The organism is Streptomyces sp. NPDC031474 (genome assembly GCF_055581185.1).
This window is the reverse complement of record NZ_JBVIJX010000013.1, coordinates 180,533-201,295: the sequence shown is the minus strand read 5'-3', so window position 1 is coordinate 201,295 and position 20,763 is coordinate 180,533. Positions and strand designations below refer to the sequence as shown.

17 protein-coding genes and 1 pseudogene are annotated in these 20,763 nt (G+C 70.8%); 7 read left to right on the top strand and 11 right to left on the bottom strand.

The features are described 5' to 3' along the window. Positions 1–6 precede the first annotated feature (6 nt). Positions 7–711 (top strand): annotated as a pseudogene (locus tag ACZ5SK_RS27925) (LamG-like jellyroll fold domain-containing protein); the annotation flags it as partial. A 331-nt stretch (positions 712–1,042) separates the two neighbouring features. Here the strand turns inward: ACZ5SK_RS27925 and ACZ5SK_RS27920 are convergent. From ACZ5SK_RS27920 to ACZ5SK_RS27910, 3 genes are all read right to left on the bottom strand, one after another. Next, positions 1,043–1,618, bottom strand: a complete 576-nt coding sequence (locus ACZ5SK_RS27920) for a Dps family protein (protein WP_468157456.1) — start codon at positions 1,616–1,618, stop codon at positions 1,043–1,045. Between the two features lie 269 nt (positions 1,619–1,887). Beyond that, positions 1,888–2,607, bottom strand: coding sequence for an alpha/beta fold hydrolase (locus tag ACZ5SK_RS27915; protein ID WP_334576510.1), 720 nt, complete (start codon positions 2,605–2,607; stop codon positions 1,888–1,890). Between the two features lie 20 nt (positions 2,608–2,627). Beyond that, positions 2,628–3,599 carry an alpha/beta hydrolase gene (locus ACZ5SK_RS27910; RefSeq protein WP_334576512.1) on the bottom strand — a complete coding sequence of 324 codons (972 nt, stop codon included), beginning with the start codon at positions 3,597–3,599 and terminating at the stop codon, positions 2,628–2,630. Between the two features lie 455 nt (positions 3,600–4,054). On the opposite strand from ACZ5SK_RS27910, the gene ACZ5SK_RS27905 reads away from it, so the two are divergent. The 5 genes from ACZ5SK_RS27905 to ACZ5SK_RS27885 all read left to right on the top strand — a co-directional run bounded on the left by ACZ5SK_RS27905 (position 4,055) and on the right by ACZ5SK_RS27885 (position 9,854). Continuing rightward, entirely contained in the window at positions 4,055–5,944 is a 1,890-nt protein-coding gene (locus tag ACZ5SK_RS27905) for an amidohydrolase (RefSeq protein ID WP_457494443.1), read from the top strand. Between the two features lie 134 nt (positions 5,945–6,078). Further along, positions 6,079–6,741 carry a hydrolase gene (locus ACZ5SK_RS27900; protein WP_468157458.1) on the top strand — a complete coding sequence of 221 codons (663 nt, stop codon included), beginning with the start codon at positions 6,079–6,081 and terminating at the stop codon, positions 6,739–6,741. 52 nt (positions 6,742–6,793) lie between these two features. Further along, the gene (locus tag ACZ5SK_RS27895) at positions 6,794–7,318 is read left to right on the top strand and encodes a DoxX family protein (RefSeq protein ID WP_457494441.1); all 525 of its coding nucleotides are present in this window, start codon (positions 6,794–6,796) and stop codon (positions 7,316–7,318) included. Beyond that, complete coding sequence (locus ACZ5SK_RS27890; protein WP_361705657.1) at positions 7,299–8,036, top strand: YoaK family protein; 738 nt, start codon at positions 7,299–7,301, stop codon at positions 8,034–8,036. Before ACZ5SK_RS27895 ends, ACZ5SK_RS27890 begins: the two co-directional genes overlap by 20 nt. 165 nt (positions 8,037–8,201) lie before the next feature. Then, positions 8,202–9,854 (top strand): MFS transporter, encoded by a 1,653-nt coding sequence (locus tag ACZ5SK_RS27885; protein ID WP_457494439.1) that lies wholly within the window; start codon positions 8,202–8,204, stop codon positions 9,852–9,854. Positions 9,855–10,278: 424 nt separating this feature from the next. Here ACZ5SK_RS27885 and ACZ5SK_RS27880 read toward each other — a convergent pair whose 3' ends face one another. Further along, positions 10,279–11,751, bottom strand: a complete 1,473-nt coding sequence (locus ACZ5SK_RS27880) for an MFS transporter (protein WP_334576524.1) — start codon at positions 11,749–11,751, stop codon at positions 10,279–10,281. A gap of 95 nt (positions 11,752–11,846) precedes the next feature. On the opposite strand from ACZ5SK_RS27880, the gene ACZ5SK_RS27875 reads away from it, so the two are divergent. Then, entirely contained in the window at positions 11,847–12,359 is a 513-nt protein-coding gene (locus ACZ5SK_RS27875) for a MarR family winged helix-turn-helix transcriptional regulator (RefSeq protein ID WP_457494438.1), read from the top strand. A 277-nt stretch (positions 12,360–12,636) separates the two neighbouring features. Here ACZ5SK_RS27875 and ACZ5SK_RS27870 read toward each other — a convergent pair whose 3' ends face one another. From ACZ5SK_RS27870 to ACZ5SK_RS27840, 7 genes are all read right to left on the bottom strand, one after another. After that, complete coding sequence (locus ACZ5SK_RS27870; RefSeq protein WP_334576528.1) at positions 12,637–13,767, bottom strand: XdhC family protein; 1,131 nt, start codon at positions 13,765–13,767, stop codon at positions 12,637–12,639. Between the two features lie 160 nt (positions 13,768–13,927). After that, positions 13,928–16,123 (bottom strand): xanthine dehydrogenase family protein molybdopterin-binding subunit, encoded by a 2,196-nt coding sequence (locus ACZ5SK_RS27865; RefSeq protein ID WP_334576530.1) that lies wholly within the window; start codon positions 16,121–16,123, stop codon positions 13,928–13,930. Then, on the bottom strand, positions 16,120–17,100 hold the full coding sequence (locus ACZ5SK_RS27860; protein ID WP_361705649.1) for an FAD binding domain-containing protein: 981 nt from the start codon (positions 17,098–17,100) through the stop codon (positions 16,120–16,122). The genes ACZ5SK_RS27865 and ACZ5SK_RS27860 overlap by 4 nt, the downstream gene beginning before the upstream one ends. A gap of 12 nt (positions 17,101–17,112) precedes the next feature. Beyond that, complete coding sequence (locus tag ACZ5SK_RS27855) at positions 17,113–17,763, bottom strand: (2Fe-2S)-binding protein (protein WP_334576534.1); 651 nt, start codon at positions 17,761–17,763, stop codon at positions 17,113–17,115. Between the two features lie 229 nt (positions 17,764–17,992). Continuing rightward, the gene (locus ACZ5SK_RS27850; RefSeq protein ID WP_361705644.1) at positions 17,993–18,406 is read right to left on the bottom strand and encodes a (R)-mandelonitrile lyase; all 414 of its coding nucleotides are present in this window, start codon (positions 18,404–18,406) and stop codon (positions 17,993–17,995) included. A 34-nt stretch (positions 18,407–18,440) separates the two neighbouring features. Next, positions 18,441–19,208 carry a glucose 1-dehydrogenase gene (locus ACZ5SK_RS27845; protein WP_334576536.1) on the bottom strand — a complete coding sequence of 256 codons (768 nt, stop codon included), beginning with the start codon at positions 19,206–19,208 and terminating at the stop codon, positions 18,441–18,443. Positions 19,209–19,475: 267 nt separating this feature from the next. Beyond that, positions 19,476–20,732 carry an MFS transporter gene (locus tag ACZ5SK_RS27840; RefSeq protein WP_361705641.1) on the bottom strand — a complete coding sequence of 419 codons (1,257 nt, stop codon included), beginning with the start codon at positions 20,730–20,732 and terminating at the stop codon, positions 19,476–19,478. Positions 20,733–20,763: the final 31 nt, after the last annotated feature.

Genomic DNA, 20,763 nt, shown 5'->3' with positions numbered 1-20,763 from the left:
CTCTCGATGGTCGACTCATGTTCCTGCCGTCGGCGGGCGGTGGCTTGGAGACGACGACGGATGTCGGCCGGTCTGATCGCCGCCGTCTCGCTGGCGCTGGTCGGCGGGGGGACGCTGATGGCCGCCGGGCCGACGCAGGCAGACGTCACCGACGGCCTGCTGTTGCGCTACAAGCTGGACGAGACCTCCGGCACGGTCGCCCACGACTCCTCCGGCAACGAGCGCGACGGCACCGTCAACGGCGCCGCCGACTGGAAGGGCGCGACCGGGCTGGGCTTCAACGGCACCAACACCTACGTCAAAGCCCCCGACAACCTCATGGCCGGGCTCAGTTCGATCACCGTCGACTTCGACCTGTGGATCGACCCGGCCATGGGGAAGCCGTACTTCTTCTACGGCTTCGGAAACACCAGCGGCAGCAACGGCAACGGCTACCTGTTCACCACCGGGAACACGTTCCGCACCTCGGTCTCGATGACCGACCACACCGCCAAGCAGGACATCACTCCGTCGAACACGTCGTACCAGCTGGCGCGCGGCATGTGGAAGCACGTGACGTACACCCAGACGGGCACCACCGGCATCCTGAACGAGAACGGCGTGGAGCAGGCCCGCAAAACCAACGTGACGATCACCCCTGGCGCGATCGGCGGCGGAACGACGACCGCGGACTACCTCAGCCGTTCGCTGTACGCCAACGACCTGTACTTCAAAGGCCGGATGCGAGATTTCCGCGTCTACAACCGGGCACTGTCCTCCTCCGAAGTGCAGTCCGTCGCCAGCGGGACCGAGCAGCAGTGGGAGCAGCGGAAGGCCCTGGCGTCCTACAACGGTGCGATCGACTCCTTCGACGACCCCAACATCGGGCCCGTCATCATCTTCCCGTCGGACTACACCGGCGACACTGCCAAGAGCCCTCGGTTCACCCTCGCCCAGCTCAAGGACATCCAGACCGCGGCCACCCAACAGATCCTTCCAAGTTGGGAAGATGAGGCTTGTCGAAGGTCTCTGTCATCACAGCGGGAAGGCACTTTCTGCGCGTTCAGGCGCGGACCAGAGGGGTTTCCACCAGGTGCTCGGCCAGGAACCACGCCTGGAGTTCGCCGGCCCGGATCACCTGTGAGACCAGCAGGTCGTTGGTGCCGTCGTCGCCCAACTCCCCTGTACGTGCCGCCGCGTCGTGGGCCTCGGTCAGGATGGTCTCGTGGGCCTCCAGCAACCGCGACAGCATGGCCGGCACCTCCTCCACACCGTCCGGCGGGCGCGGGATCGAGGTGATCTCGGCGACGTGCCGGGGGTCCCCCACCGCGACACCGCCCAGGGTCTGGACCCGTTCGGCGAGGGCGTCGACGAGCTCGAGCTGTTCTCCCGCGTGCTTGTCCAGCACCAGGTGCAGTTGGTAGAAGGTCGCGCCGCGCATCAGCCAGTGGTGCTTCTTGTAGAGGCCGTAGAGGATCTGCGTGTCGGCCAGGACTTTGTTGAGCCGCTGGCAGGAGTACATGCGGGCTTCGTAGGACAGACCGAGGGGGAACTGTTTGACGGTCCCGAACTCCTGGATGATCTCGCCCTTCTGATGCAGCCGCGGCTGGCTGCTCACGTGCTGGGAACTGGTGGTCATGATCCGCCTCCTGCGAACTGGGCTCTGTTGCAGCAACGACGCTACGTACCCGCGCGGCGGCCTCGTTGCCCAGGAGTGCATGCGGCGATGCTCGCCAGCGCACAAAGCGAGGGACCCGTCCGGACGACGGCACGGGGGATCCGGCGGCACCATGCCGGGCCGGGACCCCGGCGAACAGCAGGAGCGCCACGTCGCTGGAACTCCGCTTCGGCCTGGAAACACAGCTGCGCGGACGAAACGAGTTCGTCCGCGCAGCTGGTTTCCCCTGGTCAGCTCGTCGCCCGCACCGCGTCGCGGATCAGGTCGGCGACCTCCTTCGGCTGGGAGACGGCGACCGCGTGCGACGCCCCCGCGATCTCGACGACGGTCGCCCCGGCGCGCTTGGCGCCGAACCGCTCGACCTCCGGGTTGATCGCCTCGTCCGCGCCGGCGACCAGGGCCCAGGACGGCTTGGTCTTCCACGCGGCCGCGGCGGCGGTCTCCTCGAACGCCCCGGCGGCCAGCGGCCGTTGGGCCACGGCCAGGACCTTGGTGACGTCGGCGGGCACGTCGGCGGCGAAGACGGACGGGAAGGCGTCGGCGGCGATGGTGACCTCGACCGCGGGGTCACCGCCCTCGACGGGGTACGTCCACTGCTTGAGGTTGCTCACCAGCGGAGAGGCGGGGAAGCGACCCTGCAGTTCGCCGAGGCTCTCGCCCTCTTCGAGGACGTAGGCGGCGACGTAGACGAGCCCGACGACGTTCTCGGTGGTGCCGGCCACGGTGATGAGCGCGCCGCCGTAGGAGTGTCCGACCAGGATGACCGGGCCGTCGATCTGGGCGGCCACGGATGCGATGTACGCGGCGTCGGCGGCGAGGCCGCGCAGCGGGTTGGGCGGGGCGATCACCGGGATGCCGTGACTTTGCAGCTCGGCGATGACCCCGGACCAGCTGGCCGCGTCGGCGAAGGCGCCGTGGACGAGGACGACGGTGGGAGTGGAGGTAGTCATGTCAGGGTTCCCTCTTGGGTTCAGGCGGAGTGAAGGGCGGCGTGCAGGGTGCCGGTGGCCAGCGTGATGGCGGCCTCGGCGGCGTGGGTTTCGCGCAGGGCGTTGAGCATCACGAAGTCGTGGATGATGCCCTGGAAGCGGACCGCGGTGACCGGGACGCCCGCCTCGCGCAGCTTGTTGGCGTACGCCTCGCCCTCATCCCGCAGCACGTCGGCCTCGCCGGTGATGACCAGGGCCGGGGGCAGGCCGGTGAGCTGCTCGGTGCTGGCGCGCAGCGGCGAGGCGGTGATCTGGGAGCGCTCGGCCTCGTCGGTCGTGTACTGGTCCCAGAACCACTGCATGCCGTCACGGCGCAGGAAGTAGCCGGTGGCGAACTGGTGGTACGAACCGGTGTCGAAGCTCGCGTCGGTGACCGGGTAGAACAGCACCTGATGGGTCAGGGGGACGTCGCCGCGCTCCTTGGCCATCAGGGTCAGCGCGGCGGTCATGTTGCCGCCGACGGAGTCCCCGGCCACGGCCAGCCGCGTACCGTCCAGGCCCTTGGAGGCGCCCTGCTGGACGACCCACTGGGCGACCGCGTAGTTCTGCTCGATGGCGACCGGGTAGCGGGCCTCGGGCGACAGGTCGTACTCGGGGAAGACCACGGCGGCGCCCGCGCCGACGGCGAGTTCACGCACCAGGCGGTCATGGGTGTGGGCGTTGCCGAAGACCCAGCCCGCGCCGTGGATGTAGAGGATCACCGGCAGGGTCCCCTCGGCGCCCGCGGGCTTGACGATGCGGGCCCGTACGCTGCCCGTCGGACCGCCCGAGACGGTGATCCACTCCTCGTCGACCGCGGGCTTCCCGATCTCCCCGGACTGCACCTCGTCGACGGCCTTGCGCCCTTCCGCCGGCGACAGGTCGAACAGATACGGCGGATTGGCGGTGGCCTCCGCGAACGCCGCTGCCGCGGGCTCCAGCACCGGCTGAACCGGCTTGACGGTGTCGGACATGGGAATCTCCTGAATTGTTCGTGGGGGCGCCGGCCCTTCCGGCAAGACGGCCAGGAACCCACGAAGGACGTCCCGGAGCCGCTGTTCGCCACGCTAAACCGCGGGGCCGCGCGGCAATTGCCCGTGGGTGCACCGCCACTGTCCTCACCGTGCACAGTTTCCTTCGGGCCTTTCGAATGACATGGAGAACATGGATGAGCCGGTGCACTGTTGGGCCAAGTCCTGTGCACTGACAGGACATGATGGGCACGTCGGCGTGTCTATGGTGATGACCGTGCAACCGCGGCCCCTCATCCACAGGGCCTGCCCTCGTTCTCAGGGCACGACGAGTTTCGATGGAATTCACTCGTTTCGATTCGAGCAAAAGGGAATTCGGGCACTACGGAATCACCGAATTCCGCCGCCGGCGGCCATGACTTGAATCGAAGTCGTTTCCCCGGAGGGGGTTTCAAGAGATGTCACCCATGCCTGTCGGCGGACTGGTTCCGCGTGCCGTCGACGATGCCGCGGACCTGATCGTCCGCAACGCGAAGATCCACACCGGGGACCCGGCCCGCCCGCATGCGGAGGCGCTCGCCGTCCACGACGGCGTCATCACGGTCGCCGGTGACGACAAGGACGTGGCTCCCCACGTCGGCGTGGCCACGAAGGTGGTCGACGCGCTCGGGCGACGGGTGATCCCCGGCCTCAACGACGCCCATCTGCACGTGATTCGCGGGGGTCTCAACTACGTACTGGAGCTGCGCTGGGACGGCGTGCGCAGCCTGCGTCAGGGTCTGGCGATGCTGCGTGAGCAGGCCGCTCGTACCCCGAAGGGCCAGTGGGTGCGGGTGGTGGGCGGGTGGTCGGCCGAGCAGTTCGCCGAACGCCGGCTGCCGACCGTCGCCGAACTGAACGCCGCCGCCCCGGACACCCCGGTGTTCGTCCTGCACCTGTACCAGTCGGCCGTGCTGAACCGGGCGGCGCTCAAGGCCGCGGGCTTCACCCGGGACACACCCGACCCCAAGGGCGGCCAGATCATGCGGGGCCGGGACGGGGAACCGACCGGCATGCTGCTGGCCGCCCCCAGCGCCCTCATCCTCTACTCGACCCTGGCCAAGGCGCCGGTACTGGAGGGCGAGGACAAGAAGACCTCGACCCGGCATTTCCTGCGGGAGTTGAACAGATTCGGACTGACCTCGGCGATCGACGCCGCCGGCGGCTTCCAGAACTTCCCCGACAACTACAGCACCGTCATCGAGCTGGCCAAGGCCGGACAGTTGTCACTGCGTATCGCCTATCACCTTTTTCCGCAGACCGCTGGTCAGGAGATCGACGACCTCGCCCGCTGGATCGAAATGGCCCGCCCCGAGGACGGGGACGAATGGCTGCGTCTCAACGGCGCGGGTGAGAACCTCACCTGGGCGGCGGCGGATTTCGAGAACTTCGCCCAGCCGCGTCCGGAACACACACCTGACTACGAGGTGGAGTTCGAGAAGGCGGTGCGCCTGCTGATGGAGAACGGGTGGGGTTTCCGGCTGCACGCCACGTATGACGAGACCATCCGCCGCGATCTGGCGGTGTTCGAGAAGCTCGCCGCGGAAGGGCTCTTCCCGGCAGGGAACCGGTGGCTGTTCGATCACGCGGAGACCGTCTCCCCGGACAGCCTCGACCGCATCGCCGCCCTCGGCGGCGCGATGTCCGTGCAGAACCGCCTGTCCTTCCAGGGCGATGCGTTCGTCCGCCGTTACGGCCCCGGAGCCGCCGCGGACGCCCCGCCCATCCGGGCCATGCTGGACCGCGGCCTGACCGTGGGCGCCGGCACCGATGCCACCCGGGTCTCCACCTACAACCCCTGGGTCGCCCTGCACTGGCTCGTCAGCGGCCGCACCGTCGGCGATCTGGCGCTGCGCCCGCCGACGAACCGCGTCGACCGGCAGACGGCGCTGGCGATGTTCACGCGCGCCGGCGCCGCGCTGACCGGCGAGGACGAGGTCAAGGGCGTGCTCCGGCCGGGATGTTACGCGGACCTGGCGGTCCTGTCCGAGGACTACTTCGCCGTGCCCGAGCCGGACATCGCGCACATCGAGTCGCTGCTGACGGTGACCGGCGGCCGGATCGTCTACGCCACCGGCGAGTACGAGGGGCTCGACGAGGAACTTCCTCCCGTCAGCCCGGCCTGGAGCCCGGTGGCGCACTTCGGCGGCTACCAGGTGTCCCGCCGCGCGCCCCTTCCCGGCGCCCGTCAAGCGGAGCTGCTCGGCGAGGCCGTCGCCGAGTCGGAGCAGCACCGCCAGTGGCGCATCGCGCGCGGCCTCGCCCCGGATGCCGCGAGCACGCCCTTCGATCCCTGCTTCGTCCTCTGAACTCCCGGAAGGAGCCTGGCCCTTGCGCCGCCCCTTCCGGGCCACCCCCCACCCGCTTCGTCCGAACTGGACGGTTCCTCCCACGGCACGGACAGCAGTCCGCGCCACCGCCTACCGAGAAGGGCTCCACTCTCATGGTCAACATCGCCGACGTCACCGCCGCCCCCAGCCCCGACCTGCTCACCCCGGACAACTGCGCGGTGCTGTTCGTGGACCACCAGCCGCAGATGTTCTTCGGCACCGGCAGCGGCGACCGCACCGCGATCATCAACTCCACTGTGGGCCTGGCCAAGTCCGCCAAGGCCTTCGACGTCCCCGTCGTGCTGAGCACGGTGGCCGCCGAGTCGTTCTCCGGCCCGATCATGCCGCAAGTGGCAGCCGTCTTCCCCGAGCAGAAGATCATCGACCGCAGCACGATGAACGCCTGGGAGGACCTCGGCTTCGTCGAGGCGGTCAAGGCCACCGGACGCCGGAAGCTCGTCATCGCCGGCCTGTGGACCGAGGTCTGCGTCGTCCTGCCCGCGCTGTCCGCCATCGCCCAGGGCTACGAGGTCTACGTGGTCACCGACGCGTCCGGCGGTGTCAGCCCACAGGCCCACGAGCACGCGATCCAGCGCATGGTGCAGGGCGGCGCGGTCCCGGTGACCTGGGTCCAGGTGCTCCTGGAGCTCCAGCGGGACTGGGCGCGCACCGAGACGTACGCCGCCGTCGGCGACGTGGTCAAGGAACACGGCGGCGCCTACGGCCTCGGCATGGTCTACGCGCAGGCCGTCATCGGCGCCCACGCCGCCGGCTGATCCCCGCGCGGAACAGGAACGTCAGGAACAGGCAGGAACAGGCAGGAACACGATGGACGCTGGACTGTTGGTCCTCCGGCTGGTGGTGGGGTTGCTCATCGCCGGGCACGGAGTGCAGAAGGTGACCTTCCGGCTCGGGGGCAACGGATTGGCGGGCGGAACCGAGGAGTTCCGCCGTGACGGCTTCCGCGGCGGTCGGCTGACCGCGCTCGCCGCGGGAGCCAGTCAGATCGGTGCCGGCCTGTTCCTGGCGACCGGCCTGCTCACGCCCCTGGCCGCCATGGCCGCGATGGGCGTGATGACGGTCGCGGGCACCGTCAAGCGGCCCAAGGGACTATGGGTCCAGAACGACGGCTACGAATACCCCCTCGTCCTCGTCGTCGTCTCCGCCGCACTGGCCCTGACCGGGCCCGGACGGTGGTCCGTGGACCACGCGCTGGGCATCACCCCCTGGCCGGCGTGGGTCGCCGTCGCCACGATCGTGATCGGACCGGCGAGCGCACTGCTCACCCGCGTGATGCTGCACCGGCCGGCCACCGCAACGAAAGGGACACGGTATGCGCAGGCTGCTGAGTGACGCGGCCCGTACCCTGGTGCCGCGCGGAGAGGAACGTCACGGCCCGCTGCCTCCCCTGATGCTGACGCTGACGGTGGTCACCGGGCTGGTCGACGCCGTGAGCTATCTGGCGCTGGGGCATGTCTTCGTCGCCAACATGACCGGCAACGCGGTCTTCCTCGGGTTCGCCCTCGCGGGCGCCAAGGGCCTGTCCGCGCTCGCGTCCGTCGTGTCGTTGGCCGCATTCCTGCTCGGTGCGCTCGCAGGGGGCAGGCTCGGCACACGGTTCGCCACCCACCGCGGGCACCTGCTGCGCACGGCGACGGCCGTACAGACGATCCTGGTCGCGGTCGCCGTGACGGTCGCCGCCGTATCGGACGGGCAGGTCGGCACCGGCGTCCGGTACACCCTGATCGTGTTCCTGGGGCTCGCCATGGGCCTGCAGAACGCGGTCGCCCGGCGCCTCGGCGTCCCGGACCTCACCACCACCGTGCTGACCCTGACCCTGACGGGCCTGGCCGCGGACTCCACCCCGGCCGGCGGCGAGGCGCCGCGCCCCGGCCGCCGGATCCTCTCCGTGCTCGCCATGTTCCTCGGCGCCCTCGTCGGAGCCCAACTGGTCCTGCACGGCCATCTCGTGCTCACCCTGGGCCTGGCACTGGTGCTGCTCGCGGTCATCTCCGTGACCACCCATCGCCTCTCGACGGCCGACGCGACCTGGGTCCGGCCGCGGCCCTGAACCACACAACGGCCCACCGGTGGCTGCACCGACGGGCAAGAACCGGTGCGCCGAGGGACAACCGCCACCGGTGGGCCGGTCCTAACTTGGCCACGACAACAGCCGCCGGGCATACGCGACATCCGCCGGAGTCGACACGTCCCCACTCACCCCGCATGGACCAGCATGAGCACCGCACCGCCGTTCACAGCGACACAGCTCCCGAAGCCGGAATCGGCGTGGGCGCCGCTCGCGGCGCGTGTCTTCCGGGCGCTGTGGATCGCCCAGTTGGTCTCCAACATCGGCAGCTGGATGCAGATGGTGGGTGCCCAGTGGCTGCTGATCGGGCACGACGCGGCACTGGTGACGCTCGTCCAGACGGCCTCCAGCCTGCCCGTCGTGCTCCTGGCTCTGCCCTCGGGGGTGGTCGCCGACCGCTACGACCGTCGCGGGGTGCTGCTGGCCGCGCAGTTGGCCATGCTCGCGGTCTCCGGCGCGCTGACCGCGCTGGCGTTCGCGAACGCTCTCACTCCCGTACTGCTGCTCGTCCTCACCTTCCTCCTGGGATGCGGCACCGCCTTGATGGGCCCGGCCTGGCAGGCGATCCAGCCGGAGTTGGTGGAACGCCGCCAGCTGGGACAGGCTGCCGCGCTCGGCGGCGTGAACATGAATCTGGCCCGCGCCGTCGGTCCGGCCGTGGGCGGAGTGGTCGTAGCGACTGCGGGCGCGGGGTGGGTTTTCGCCTTCAACGCCGCTTCCTACCTCGGTATCGCCGCCGTCCTGCTGCTCTGGCGGCGGCCGCGGACGGTCGTCCCGCGCCCCGCGGGCGAGAAGCTGCTGACCGCCCTGGACGCAGGCCGCCGCTACGTCCGGTACGCACCCGGCATCCGGCGGGTCCTGCTGCGCATGGTCCTGTTCATCCCGGGTGGCGCCGCCCTGTGGGCGCTGCTCCCGCTCGTGGCGAGCCGCTCCCTGCACCTGAGCTCCGGCGGCTACGGGCTGCTGCTGGGCGCGGTCGGCGTCGGAGCGGTGGCGGGAGCCTTCGTACTGCCCCACAGCAACCGACTGCTCGGCGCCAACGGCACTCTGGGCGGCGGCGCCCTGGTCTTCGCCAGTGTCCTGGCGGTGCTGGCCACCGTGCACATCACGTGGCTGGTGACGGTGGCACTGCTGTTCGCGGGTCTGGCGTGGATCGGGGTGCTGTCCACCCTCAACACGGCCATGCAGACGCGGCTCCCGGGCTGGGTCAGGGCCCGTGGCCTCGCCGTCTATCTCCTTGTCTTCCAAGGCGGCCAGGCGCTGGTGGCACCACTGTGGGGTGCCCTCGCCGACCGGCTGGGGCTCGCCGTCCCCCTCCTGGCCGGCGGCGCGTTGCTGCTCGTCAGTGCCATCAGCCTGCGTCGCTGGCCGCTGTACGGGGCGGAGGGCGTCGACCCCTCCCCGTCCGAGCACTGGCCGGTCCCGCCCCTGGTGTTCGAGCCCGGGCCGGCCGACGGCCCGGTACTGGTCACCGTCTCCTACCGGGTAGCCCCGGGGAAGGCGTCCGCCTTCAGCGACTGCATGAGTCACGTCGCACGTTCCCGGCGGCGAACCGGAGCCCTCACCTGGGGGCTGTACCAGGACGGACAGGATCCCGAGCACTTCGTCGAGAACTACCTCGTCGCCTCCTGGGCCGAGCATCTCGCGCAGCACAGCGACCGGCTCACCCTCACCGACCGCCGCCACGAGGAGCGGGCACGCCGCCTCCTCGTCCCCGGCACCCGGCCGGCGGTCACCCATGCCTTCGACACGTCCTCGGGACCGGTTGTCCCGGAAGACAAAGGAGGCGCTGCCCAGTGAGCGCCGTCGAAACAGAGACCGGCGAGCGGCACAGGGCAACACCTGCCGACGGCGAACGGGGCACGGGAGTCCCGCACATCGACGTACTCGCCCCACGGGACGTCCTCCTCGGCGGCCCGCGGGCGATGAAGGTACGGCGCACCCTGCCGCAGCGCGCCCGGACCGTGATCGGCGCCTGGTGCTTCGCTCCCCAGTTGGCGCCTCGTCGCCACCGAGGACCGCAACATCCCTCCGGCCGCCGAGCAGTGGATGGCCGAACGCGCCCACGCCCACACCGTCAGGGTCCGCGCACCCCACGCGGTCGCCGTGAGCGACCCGGCCCCCGTCACCGAACTGATCCTGCGCGCCACCCGCTCGGCCTGCTGAACAAACCGCCCTGGCAGGCGATCGCTGCTCCAGGTGACCTTTGGTAAAGGGGCGGGTTTCACGCGTCGGCGACCGGCATGGCCGGTTCGGCGGCGGTGAGGCGCGGGAGGGCGGCGGCGCCGACGGCGAGGAGGGCGACGATGCCCATCTGGACGTACTCGACAGTGGCGAAGGCGTGCGGGACGCCGTGCGGTTCCAGGACCAGGTAGAGGGTGCCGAGGGTGGCGACGCCGAGGGCGAGTCCGCTCTGCTGGAGGGTGATCAGTACGCCGCTGCCGACGCCGCCGAGGTGGGTGGGGACGTCGGCGAGGACGCTGCGGAACAGGCCGGCGAACAGCATCGACTGCCCGGCGCCGACCAGGGCGAGCGGCAGGGCCGTGGCCCAGAGGCTGACGTGCGGCCAGTTCGTGACCAGGACCGTCACCAGGGCGATCAGGCCGGCGAGCTGGACGACAGCGCCGGCCGACAGCGTGGCCCGGCCGAAGCGGCTGATGAAACGGGGTGCGACCAGGGAACCGGCGAAGAAGAACAGGGCCATGGGCAGGATTGCCAGGCCGCCGTGGAGGGCGTCGGCGTGCAGGCCGTTCTGGACGGTGAGCGCGAAGACGAACATGAACGCGCCGAAGCCGATGCTGAAGGCGAACACCATGACCAGGCCACGGGACATCGACGGCAGGCGCAGCAGGGACGGCGGCAGCAGCGGAACGTCACCGCGCCGCTCGGCGCGCTTCTCGACGACGTAGGTGGCGGCGCCGAGGCCGATCGCGGCGCCGAGCAGCAGCCAGGTCCACCACGGCCAGTCCAGCGAGTGGCCCTCAGCGAGGGGGACGAGCAGGGCGGTCAGGGTGGCGGCGAACAGCACGGTGCCCGGGAGATCGATGCCGACCGGGTGGGGCGAGCGGGTGTCGGGCACGATCCGGGCCGCCACGAACCACACGACCACGCCTATGGGCACGTTGACCAGGAAGATCGGCCGCCAGGAGGTGCCGGCGACGTCGGCGCCGACCAGCAGGCCGCCCACCAGCTGTCCGACCACTGCGGCGATGCCTGAGGTGGCCCCGTACAGGGCGACGGCACGGGACTTGCGTTCTCCTTCGAGGACGTGGTGGAAGGTCGCCAGTACCTGCGGGATGAGGAGGGCCGCGGTGGCGCCCTGGACGATGCGGGCCGCGATCAGCGCACCCACGCTCGGGGCGACGCCGCAGGCCAGCGAGGCCAGGACGAAACCCACGAGTGCGCCGAGGAAGATGCGGCGGCGGCCGTAGCGGTCGCCGAGTCGGCCGCCCAGGACCAGCAGGGTGGCGTACGCGACGCCGTAGCCGGCGATCACCAGCTCCAGCGACGACGCGGAGGCGTGCAGCGAGGCGTCGATGCTGGGCAGGGCGACGTTGGTGATGAAGAAGTCCATGATCGGCAGGAACGCGCCGGCCAGCAGGATGAACACCCCGGCGGGGTGCAGTCCGCCCGCGCGGGCCGTGGAACGGGGCGAGAGCGCGGTCGTCCCCGCCTGTGAGGATGTTGTTGTCGTCACGACAGCTCCAGGACTGATGTTATGAAGTCATAACTATGAACCCATAACGAGTATGTGCCCATAACCACTTCCCGGCAAGCCCGTACTCTGGTGCCGTGACGAAGGACCATGCGCACCGGACGGCCCCGACCATCGCGCCCCACGACGAGCAGCGGTGGGCCGAACTGGCCGACCTCGTGCTGATCGTCAGCCGGGAGATCCAGTTCCGCGGCTACACCGACGAACGGGCCATTCCGCTGTCACCGTCGGAGGGCATGGTGATGCGCTACCTCCAGCACACACCCGCCGCCCCGCCCAGCCGCATCGCGGATGCGACCGGGCTGCAGCGCACCAACCTCTCCACCGTCCTGCGCGGCCTGGAACAGAAGGACCTCATCGAGCGACGCACCGACCCCGGTGACGGCCGCGGGGTGACCGTCCACATCACCGAACTCGGACGCACCAACTACGCCCTCGTCCGCCGCGAATGGGCCACCGCCGTCTCGGCGGCCGCCGACCACGACACCACGCACCTCGACGCAACACTCACGCTTCTCGCCTCCGTGGAAGCCGGACTCGCCCGGACACGCCCGCAGACCCGCACCAAACGTCCTGCGCCGGAGTCCTGACTGCCGTGCGCTGCAGAGCCGACTCAGCGGTCAGCGCCTCGCCGGACACCGGCTGCCCACCGGCATCACGGAAGAAGCCCTGTCAGCATCCCCACATCGCCGAATGCGCCCTGATCGGCGTCACCCGCACCCTGAGGGGGCTTTCGGGCTGACCGGCCGGCACACCCGATCAAGCCGTGCCTTCTGCACTCCATCGAGAACGCCAGGGCCTCGGTTCTTCCAGGCTGACGGCTGCTTGCAGAGGAACGATGAAACCTTGTCGGTTCGTGAGGCCGGCCTACCGGTAGCTCGCCGATTCCGACGGCCGGTGGATCGGGCCGGTGATCTGGGTCAGTGACCGGCCCGTGCCGTGGTGGGCCTGGGCGATGATCTCCGCGGTGATGGAGACGGCCGTCTCCTCGGGTGTGGAGGCTCCGAGGTCGAGGCCGATGGGGGAACGCAGCCGGGCCAACTGCTTCTCCGTGACGCCCTGCTCGCGCAGGCGGCGCATGCGCTCGTCATGGGTGCGCCGGGAGCCCATGGCCCCGACGTAGGCGACGGGCAGGTCGAGTGCCAGGCGCAGCAGGGGGATGTCGAACTTGGCGTCGTGGGTGAGGACGCATACGGCGGTGCGTTCGTCCACCTCGGTGCTTTCCAGGTACCGGTGGGGCCAGTCGACCACCACTTCGTCCGCGTGCGGGAAGCGGGCGGGAGTGGCGAAGACGGAGCGGGCGTCGCAGACGGTGACGTGGTAGCCCAGGAAACGGCCGGCCTGGCTGAGGGCCGCGGCGAAGTCGACGGCACCGAAGACCAGCAGGCGCGGCGGGGACGCATGGACATGAACGAGGACGGACAGCCGTTCGGGGCATTCGTCGGCCTGCCCGCCGATGTCGATGCGGACGGTGCGGCCCGCCCGCAGCAGGGCCCTGGCCCGGTCGGCCACTGCCCGGTCCGCCGGGCCGCCGTCCACGCTCCCGTAGGCGACACGGCCGCCGCCGAGCACGCTCAGCGTGGAGCCGAGGAGGCGCTCCGGGCCGTCCACGACCTGTGCCACGGCGACCGGTCGCCCTTGAGCGATCGCGGCAAGGGCCGTGGACAGGTGCGGCTGGGCTGCGGGATCGATGCGCTGGACGAAGACGTCGAGTTCGCCGCCGCAGGTCAGACCGACGGCGAAGGCGTCGTCGTCGGAATAGCCGAACCAGGCCCGCCGCGGAGTGCCCCGGTCACGGAGCACCTGCCGGCACTCCTCGTAGACCGCTCCCTCGACGCAGCCGCCGGAGATGCTGCCGACGGCGTTGCCGTCCGCGTCCACCGCGACCGACGTGCCGACCGGCAGCGGGGCGCTGCCGTGCACGCCGACGACGGTGGCCAGGGCGAAGGGGCGTGCCTCGCGGCACCAGCGGCGCAGGGTGTCCGCGATGTTCAGCATGGCAGTTCTCCACGGCGGGACCAGGGTCGGAAAGTGAGCGGGCCGCCGCCGCCCCGACGCCGGGGAAACGTCACGCGGCGGCGGCCCTCGAAAGTCCGGCAGCAGGACGGGGCAGGCTGCCGGACGAGCGGTGTGCGCACCGTCGGCCCGATGGCATGGATCAGAGCAACGCCTCTGCGGTGATGGGCAGTTCGCGGACGCGGCGGCCGGTGGCGTTGAAGACCGCGTTGGCGATGGCGGGCGCCACCCCGATCATCACGAGCTCGCCGAGACCCTTGACGCCGAGCGGGTCGGCCTCACGGTCCTCGCCGTCCAGGTAGATCGCCTTGAGGTCGGGGATGTCGGCGTTGACGGGGACGAGGTAGTCGGCGAGGTTAGCGTTGACGATGCGTCCGTCGCGGTGGTCGGTGACGGTGTGCTCCAGCAGGGCTGTGCCGATGCCGCCGACCATGCCGCCGAGGGCCTGGCTGTCGGCGAGCTTGGGGCTGATGATGCGGCCCGCGTCGTACACGCCGAGTACGCGCCGCACCCGCACCAGGCCCAGGGTCGCGTCGACGGCCACTTCGGCGAAGGTGGCGTTGTAGCCGTAGAAGGAGTGCCGCTCCGGCCCCGACGGCGGGGCGAAGGAGCCGTCCGCCTCCAGGTGGGTGCGGTCGTTGCGGGCCAGCAGCCGCCGGTAGGTCTCCCCGCGCGTGGGATCGTTCTCCACGTGCAGGCGGCCGTTGCGTACGACGACATCGTCGGCCGCCACGCGGTACAGCGGCGACTCACGGTCCCCGACGGCCAATTCGATCGCCTGACGGCGGACCTTGTCGCAGGCGTCGAGGGTGGCGGAGCCGACGCTGGCCATGGTCATCGACCCGCCGTGCGGCGGGGTCGGCGGGTAGAGGGAGTCCCCCAGCCGGAAGGTGACCGAGCGCACGGTCAACCCGAGGGCGTCGGCGGCCACCTGGGTCTGGGAGGTGTACGTGCCCGGTCCCATGTCGGTGGCGGCGGCCTCGACCAGCGCGGTGCCGTCGGCGTCCAGGCGGGCGCGGGCCTGGGCGGGCATGCGCGCGGTGTCGTAGACGCCGGCGGCCATGCCCCTGCCGATCAGCCAGTCCCCCTCACGCGTCGCGCGGGGCCTGGGGTTGCGGCGATCCCAGCCGAACTCGCGCGCGCCGACCGCATAGCACTCGCGCAGCCGACGGGTGGAGAACGGCAGCCCGGACGACTCGTCCTCGTTCGGCTCGTTGCGCCGGCGCAGCTCGATCGGGTCGACGCCGAGCTGGTGGGCGAGTTCGTCCATGGCCGACTCGATGACGAAGGAGGCCGTCTGGAAGCCGGGGCCTCGCATGTACAGCGGCGTGGGCAGATCCAGCGGCACCGTCCGGTACCTCTGGGTCACGTTGGGCATGCTGTAGAGCATCTGCCCGGCCGCCAGGATGGACTCGGTGAACGTCTCGTACGAGGACGTCTCGGCGTCCAGCTCGTGCACCGCGGCGGACAGCCGGCCGCGCCGGTCACTGCCGAGGCGCAGGTGGTACTCGTACGAGGGCCGGAAACCGGTACCGAGGTACATCTGCTTGCGACTGAGGACCAGCTTGACCGGGCGCTTCGTCTCGCGGGCGGCCAGCGCGGCTACCACCACGTGCGGCCAGCAGCGCAGCGCCGTGCCGAAACCGCCGCCGACGAACGGTGAGATGACGCGCACCGCGTCCGTCTCCAGGCCGAACACCGCGGCGAGTTCGGTCTGCGTGCCCACCACCCACTGGGTCTTGTCCCACACGGTGAGCTGGTCGCCGTCCCAGCGGGCGATGGTGGCGTGCGGCTCCATCGGGTTGTGGTGGTTGCGCGCCGTGCGATACGTCAGGTCCAGTCGTACGGCCGCCGCGCGCAGGGCGGCTTCGGCGTCGCCGCGCGCGTAACGGGTCGGCTCGTCCGGCTCGGCCTCGGTGAGGTCGGTCGAGGGCTGTTCGGCGTCGTAGCCGACCTTGACCAGGCTCGCGCCGTGCTGTGCGGCCTCCAGGGTGGTGGCCACCACGACGGCGACCGGCTGGCCGTGGAAGCGGACGCGGTCGTCCTGGAAGACGCGCAGTCGCCGGCCGGGCGGGTTGTTCGACCCGGCGTTGTCGCGGTACGGCAGCGTCGGCGCGTTGCGGTGGTGGAGCACCGTCAGTACGCCCGGAAGGGCTTCGGCGGCGGCGCCGTCGATCGACGTGATGCGACCGCGGCCGATGCTCGCGTCGACGATGACGGCGTGAACGGACCCCTCGACCTCGTGCTCGGCGGCGTACAGCGCCTTGCCCGTGACCTTGAGCCGGCCGTCCACCCGGGACAGCGGCGCACCCACGGCTGCCGGCGGCTGGGGGCTCACTTGGTACCTCCTACGACGCGCAGCTGGCGTTCGACCGTGCGCTTGAGCAGCTCGACCTTGAAATGGTTGTGCTGAAGAGGGCGGGCGCCGTCCGCCGCCTTCGCGGCAGCGGCCGACCACAGAGCCCCCGAGGGGCGTTCACCGACGAGGTGCTGTTCGACGGCGGGCAGCTTCCAGGGCACCGTGCCCACGCCCCCGGCGGCGACCCTGGCCTCGCGGATCACCCCACCGCGTACGTGCAGCGCGACGGCCGCCGACGTCAGGGCGAACTCGTAGGACTGCCGGTCACGCACCTTCAGATAGCCGGACCTGAGCGGGCGCGGAAGAGCGGGGATCTCCACGGCCGTGATCAACTCACCTCTGCGCAGAGCCTGTTCGCGCTGCGGGGTGCTGCCGGGCCGCAGCAGGAAATCGGCGAAGGGGACGTGCCGTGCCCCGTCCGGGCCCAGCAGATGCACCCGTGCCTCCAGGGCGGCGAAGGCCACGGCGGCATCGGAGGGGTGCGTGGCCACGCAGGCGTCAGAGGTCCCGAGGATGGCATGGGTGCGGTTGACACCGTGCAGGGCGGCGCAACCGGAGCCGGGCTCGCGCTTGTTGCAGTCGGCTGTCACGTCCCGGAAGTAGGTGCACCGGGTGCGCTGCATGATGTTGCCGCCGATGGTCGCCATGTTCCGCAGCTGGGCAGAGGCGCTCAGCTCCAGCGCCTCGGAGACGACGGGATACAGCGTGCGCACCTTGGCGTGGGCGGCGGCCTCGGACATGGTCACCAGGGCGCCGATACGCAGGCCCCCGCGTTCGGTGACGGTGACCTCGCCCAGCGGCAGGCGGGTGATGTCGACGAGGGTCTCGGGGCGTTCGACGGTCTCCCGCATGAGGTCGACCAGGGTGGTGCCCCCGGCGATGTAACGCCCGCCGCCGCGACCGGCGTTGAGGGCTTCACGGGTGTCGGAGACACGGGTGTAGGAGAAGGGATGCATGGCGGCCGATCCTCACTTCCGGCCCGCGGTCTGCTCCACCGCGCGCACGATCTTGACGTAACAGCCGCAGCGGCAGATGTTGCCGCTCATCCACTCCCGGATCTCCTCCGGCGAACCGGTGTGCCCCTCCTGGATGCAACCCACCCCGGAGACGATCTGCCCCGGTGTGCAGTAGCCGCACTGGAAGGCGTCCTCGTCGATGAACGCCTGCTGCAACGGGTGGAGTTGATCGCCCTCGGCCAGGCCCTCGATCGTGGTGACCTCGGCCCCCTCCAGACGCACCGCCAGCGTCAGACAGGCGTTGACCCGGTGGCCGTCGACCAGCACCGTGCACGCCCCGCAGGCCCCGGCGTTGCAGCCCTTCTTCGAGCCCGTCAGTCCGAGATGCTCGCGCAGCAGGTCGAGCAGCGAGGTGCGGTTGTCTACCGTCACGGTCCGGCGGGTGCCGTTGACCGTCAGGGAGACACGGCTGGACGGCGGCCTCTCGGCGGCTGCCGCCTCTTCCCCGCCGATGAGGGAGGTCCCTCCGACGACGCTCCCCGCGACGACCGCGCCGCCGACCGCGGTGCTCGTGGCGATGAAGGTGCGCCGAGTGGGCGCCGGGGAGGAGTCGCCGGCTCCGGTCGGGGGTGGAGCGGCGGGTTCGGGGAGTTCAGTTGACATACGTACGCCTTCGTATCGCTGATGACGGATCGGCCGTACACATCGGCGGGACGCGAGAGTGGATCGTCGTCACCGCGGGGAAGCCGGCAACCGCGCGCTCTGGCAGCGGCTGCCGGTCACTTGGGGAGTCTTGCACCACCGGTGACGCCCGTGGCAGGGAGACTTTCCTCCCCCCTTGAGGCTCCGTCAGAAGTGACTGAGCCCCGGATGCGCGTGGGAGGGGCCGGGGCTAGTGGGCGCGGGTGCGGCGGCCGTTGTACTGCTGGTCGGTGACCGGTTCGGCCCACGTGGTCTCGGGGGTGCCGTCGCCCGTGGCCTCCCACAGGGCGATGTGCTCCATGAACCGGTCGGGGACGGCGCCGTGCCAGTGTTCCTCGTTCGGCGGACACGCGACGGTCTCGCCGGGGTGGGCCTCGAAGACGGTGCCGTCCCGGGTGCCGATCAGTGCGATGCCGGAAACGACGTGCAGGGTCTGGCCCACGGCGTGGGAGTGCCAGTTGGTGCGGGCGCCCGGCGAGAAGCGGACCAGGTTGGCGCGCATCGCGGACGGGGCCTGGCCGGCCACGATGACGTCCCACCACACGTCGCCGGTGAACCAGTTGGCCGGGGCCTTGCTGCTGGGCTGCGGCTTGATGAATTCCATGATGTCTCAACTCTCGTTGCGGGGTGGGCCGTCCCTAGCGGGCGACGTAGCCGCCGTCCACGGGGAGGGCGACGCCGATGACGAAACCCGCTCCGGGGCTGCACAGCCACAGGACGGCCTGGGCGATCTCATCCGCGGTGCCGAGCCGGTTGATGGGCTGGTTGGCCTCGGCCTCGGCACGGTCGAGTTCCCCCTTGGCGATCATGTCGCTGACCATGGGGGTGTCGATGGTGCCGGGGCAGACGGCGTTGATACGGATGCCTCGGGGGGCGTATTCGAGTGCCGCGCTGCTCGTCAGGCCGATCACGCCGTGCTTGGAGGCGTGGTAGGAGGCGCGGCCGGGCAGGCCGACCAGGCCGCCCAGGGAGGAGCAGTTGACGATCGCGCCGCTGCCCTGGGCACGCATGTGCCGCAGCTCGTGCTTCATGCAGGCCCACACGCCGCGCAGGTTGACCGCGTTGACGCGGTCGAATCGTTCGGCGGGCTCGTCGGCGGCGTCGCTGGGCGGGATCTGGATGCCGGCGTTGTTGTAGGCCATGTCGAGGCGGCCGAAGGTCTCGACCGTGCGGTCGACGGCGGCGGCGACCTGGTCCTCGTCGCTGACGTCGCAGGTGAGGGCGAGGGCTTGATGGCCGGCGTCGGTGAGTTCCTTCGCGGCGGCGTTCAGGGCCGCTGCGTCGATGTCGGTGAGGGCGACGGCGGCTCCGGACCGGGCGAACGCGCGGGCGGTCGCCAGCCCCATACCGGCGCCGGCCCCGGTGACGAGAGCGACCTGGCCGGTGAAGTCGTAGGTGGGATTCACGGGGAGTTGTCCCTTCAGGTGGAGAGATGTGGCGGTACGGCCGGTGTCCGCAGTGCCTGGATGAACCGCGGCGGCACGACGCCTTGCCGCGACGCCGTCAGATGCGGGCGCCCTCGCGGGCGAAGGCGACGGCAGTCATGCGGCCGATGCCGGAGCCGGCTCCGGTCACGAAGACCACCTTCCCGGTGAGGCCCGTGCTGCTCACAGTCATGTGCGGAGTCCTCTCTTGCTGGTACGTCGTCGGCCGTACGCGGCTCCAGGCTTGAGTCAGTGCTGCGACGAGACCTGCGCGGGTTCGTCGCGTCGCCGTTGCGTGGGAGCGCCGCTCCGGGCCACGATCCGGCCCTTGTGGGACGGGCCGTGGACGGCGAGGGCGATCAGGGGCAGCAGCGTGAGGGCGGCGATGACGGTGCCCACCAGCGGCGGGCCGGTCAGGCCCAGGGAGGAGTCCAGGGCCCTACCGGCGATCGCCGATCCGGCGGCGATGCCGGTGTTGAAGGCGGAGGTGGTCAGCGCCGAGGTGAGCGTGGGGGCGTCGCCCGCGAAGCGCATGGCGAGGGCGGTGACGACCGGGTTGACCGTGAAGCCGGTCAGGCCCATCAGGAAGACGAGGAGCGTGGCCGTCACCGGATTGCCGGACAGCGGGATCATCAGGAGCAGGACCAGAGCGGTGGCCGCGGCGGCCGTGATGGTGGTGACCATCGGACGCCGGTCGCCCAGGCGGCCTCCGATGGTGGTGCCCCCCAGCGCGCCGACGCCGAAGGCGATGAGGACGAGCGGTACGGCGCCTGCGGGGATGCCCGCGCGGTCGGTCAGCAGGGGCGTGACATAGGTGTACGTCGCCAGGACTCCGCCCATGATCAGCATCGCGGCGCCGAGCGCCAGCCACAGCCGGCCCTGCCGCAGAGCCCGGACCTCGGCCTGGAGGGACACCTCGACGCGCTGCTCCCGGGCCGGGATGAAGCGGCCGATGAACACGGCGGCGAGCCCGGAGAGGACGGCCAGGGCCCAGAAGGGGCCGCGCCAGCCGGTGAACTGACCGGCGAAGGAGCCGACCGGCACGCCGACGACGTTGGCCAGGGTCAGCCCGCCGATCATGACGCCCGTGGCGCGGGTGGCGTTGTGCGGCCCGGCGGCGGTGGTGGCGACGACGAAGCCGACGGACCAGAACGCTCCGGTGGCCAGGGCGGTGACGACCCGGGCGGCCAGGACGATCGTGAAGGACGTGCTGAGGGCGGCGACGAGGTGTCCGAGGCAGAACACGGACAGGGCCAGGATCAGCGTCCGGCGCTGGGGAAGGCGCAGGGTCGCCATGGCCATGGTCGGCGCACCGATGATCATGCCGATGGCGAAGGCGGTGATCAGCAGGCCGGCGTGGGAGACGCTGACGCCGAGGTCACCGGCCAGCTCCGGCAGCAGGCCGGCGACGACGAACTCGGTGGTCCCCATCAGGAACGTGCCGGCGGCGAGCACCCAGACGACGAGGGGGAGCTTGCCGGGGGTGGTCCCGGACGCGGAAGGCATACGTGTGGTCTCTCCTTGCGTGGAAATCGGA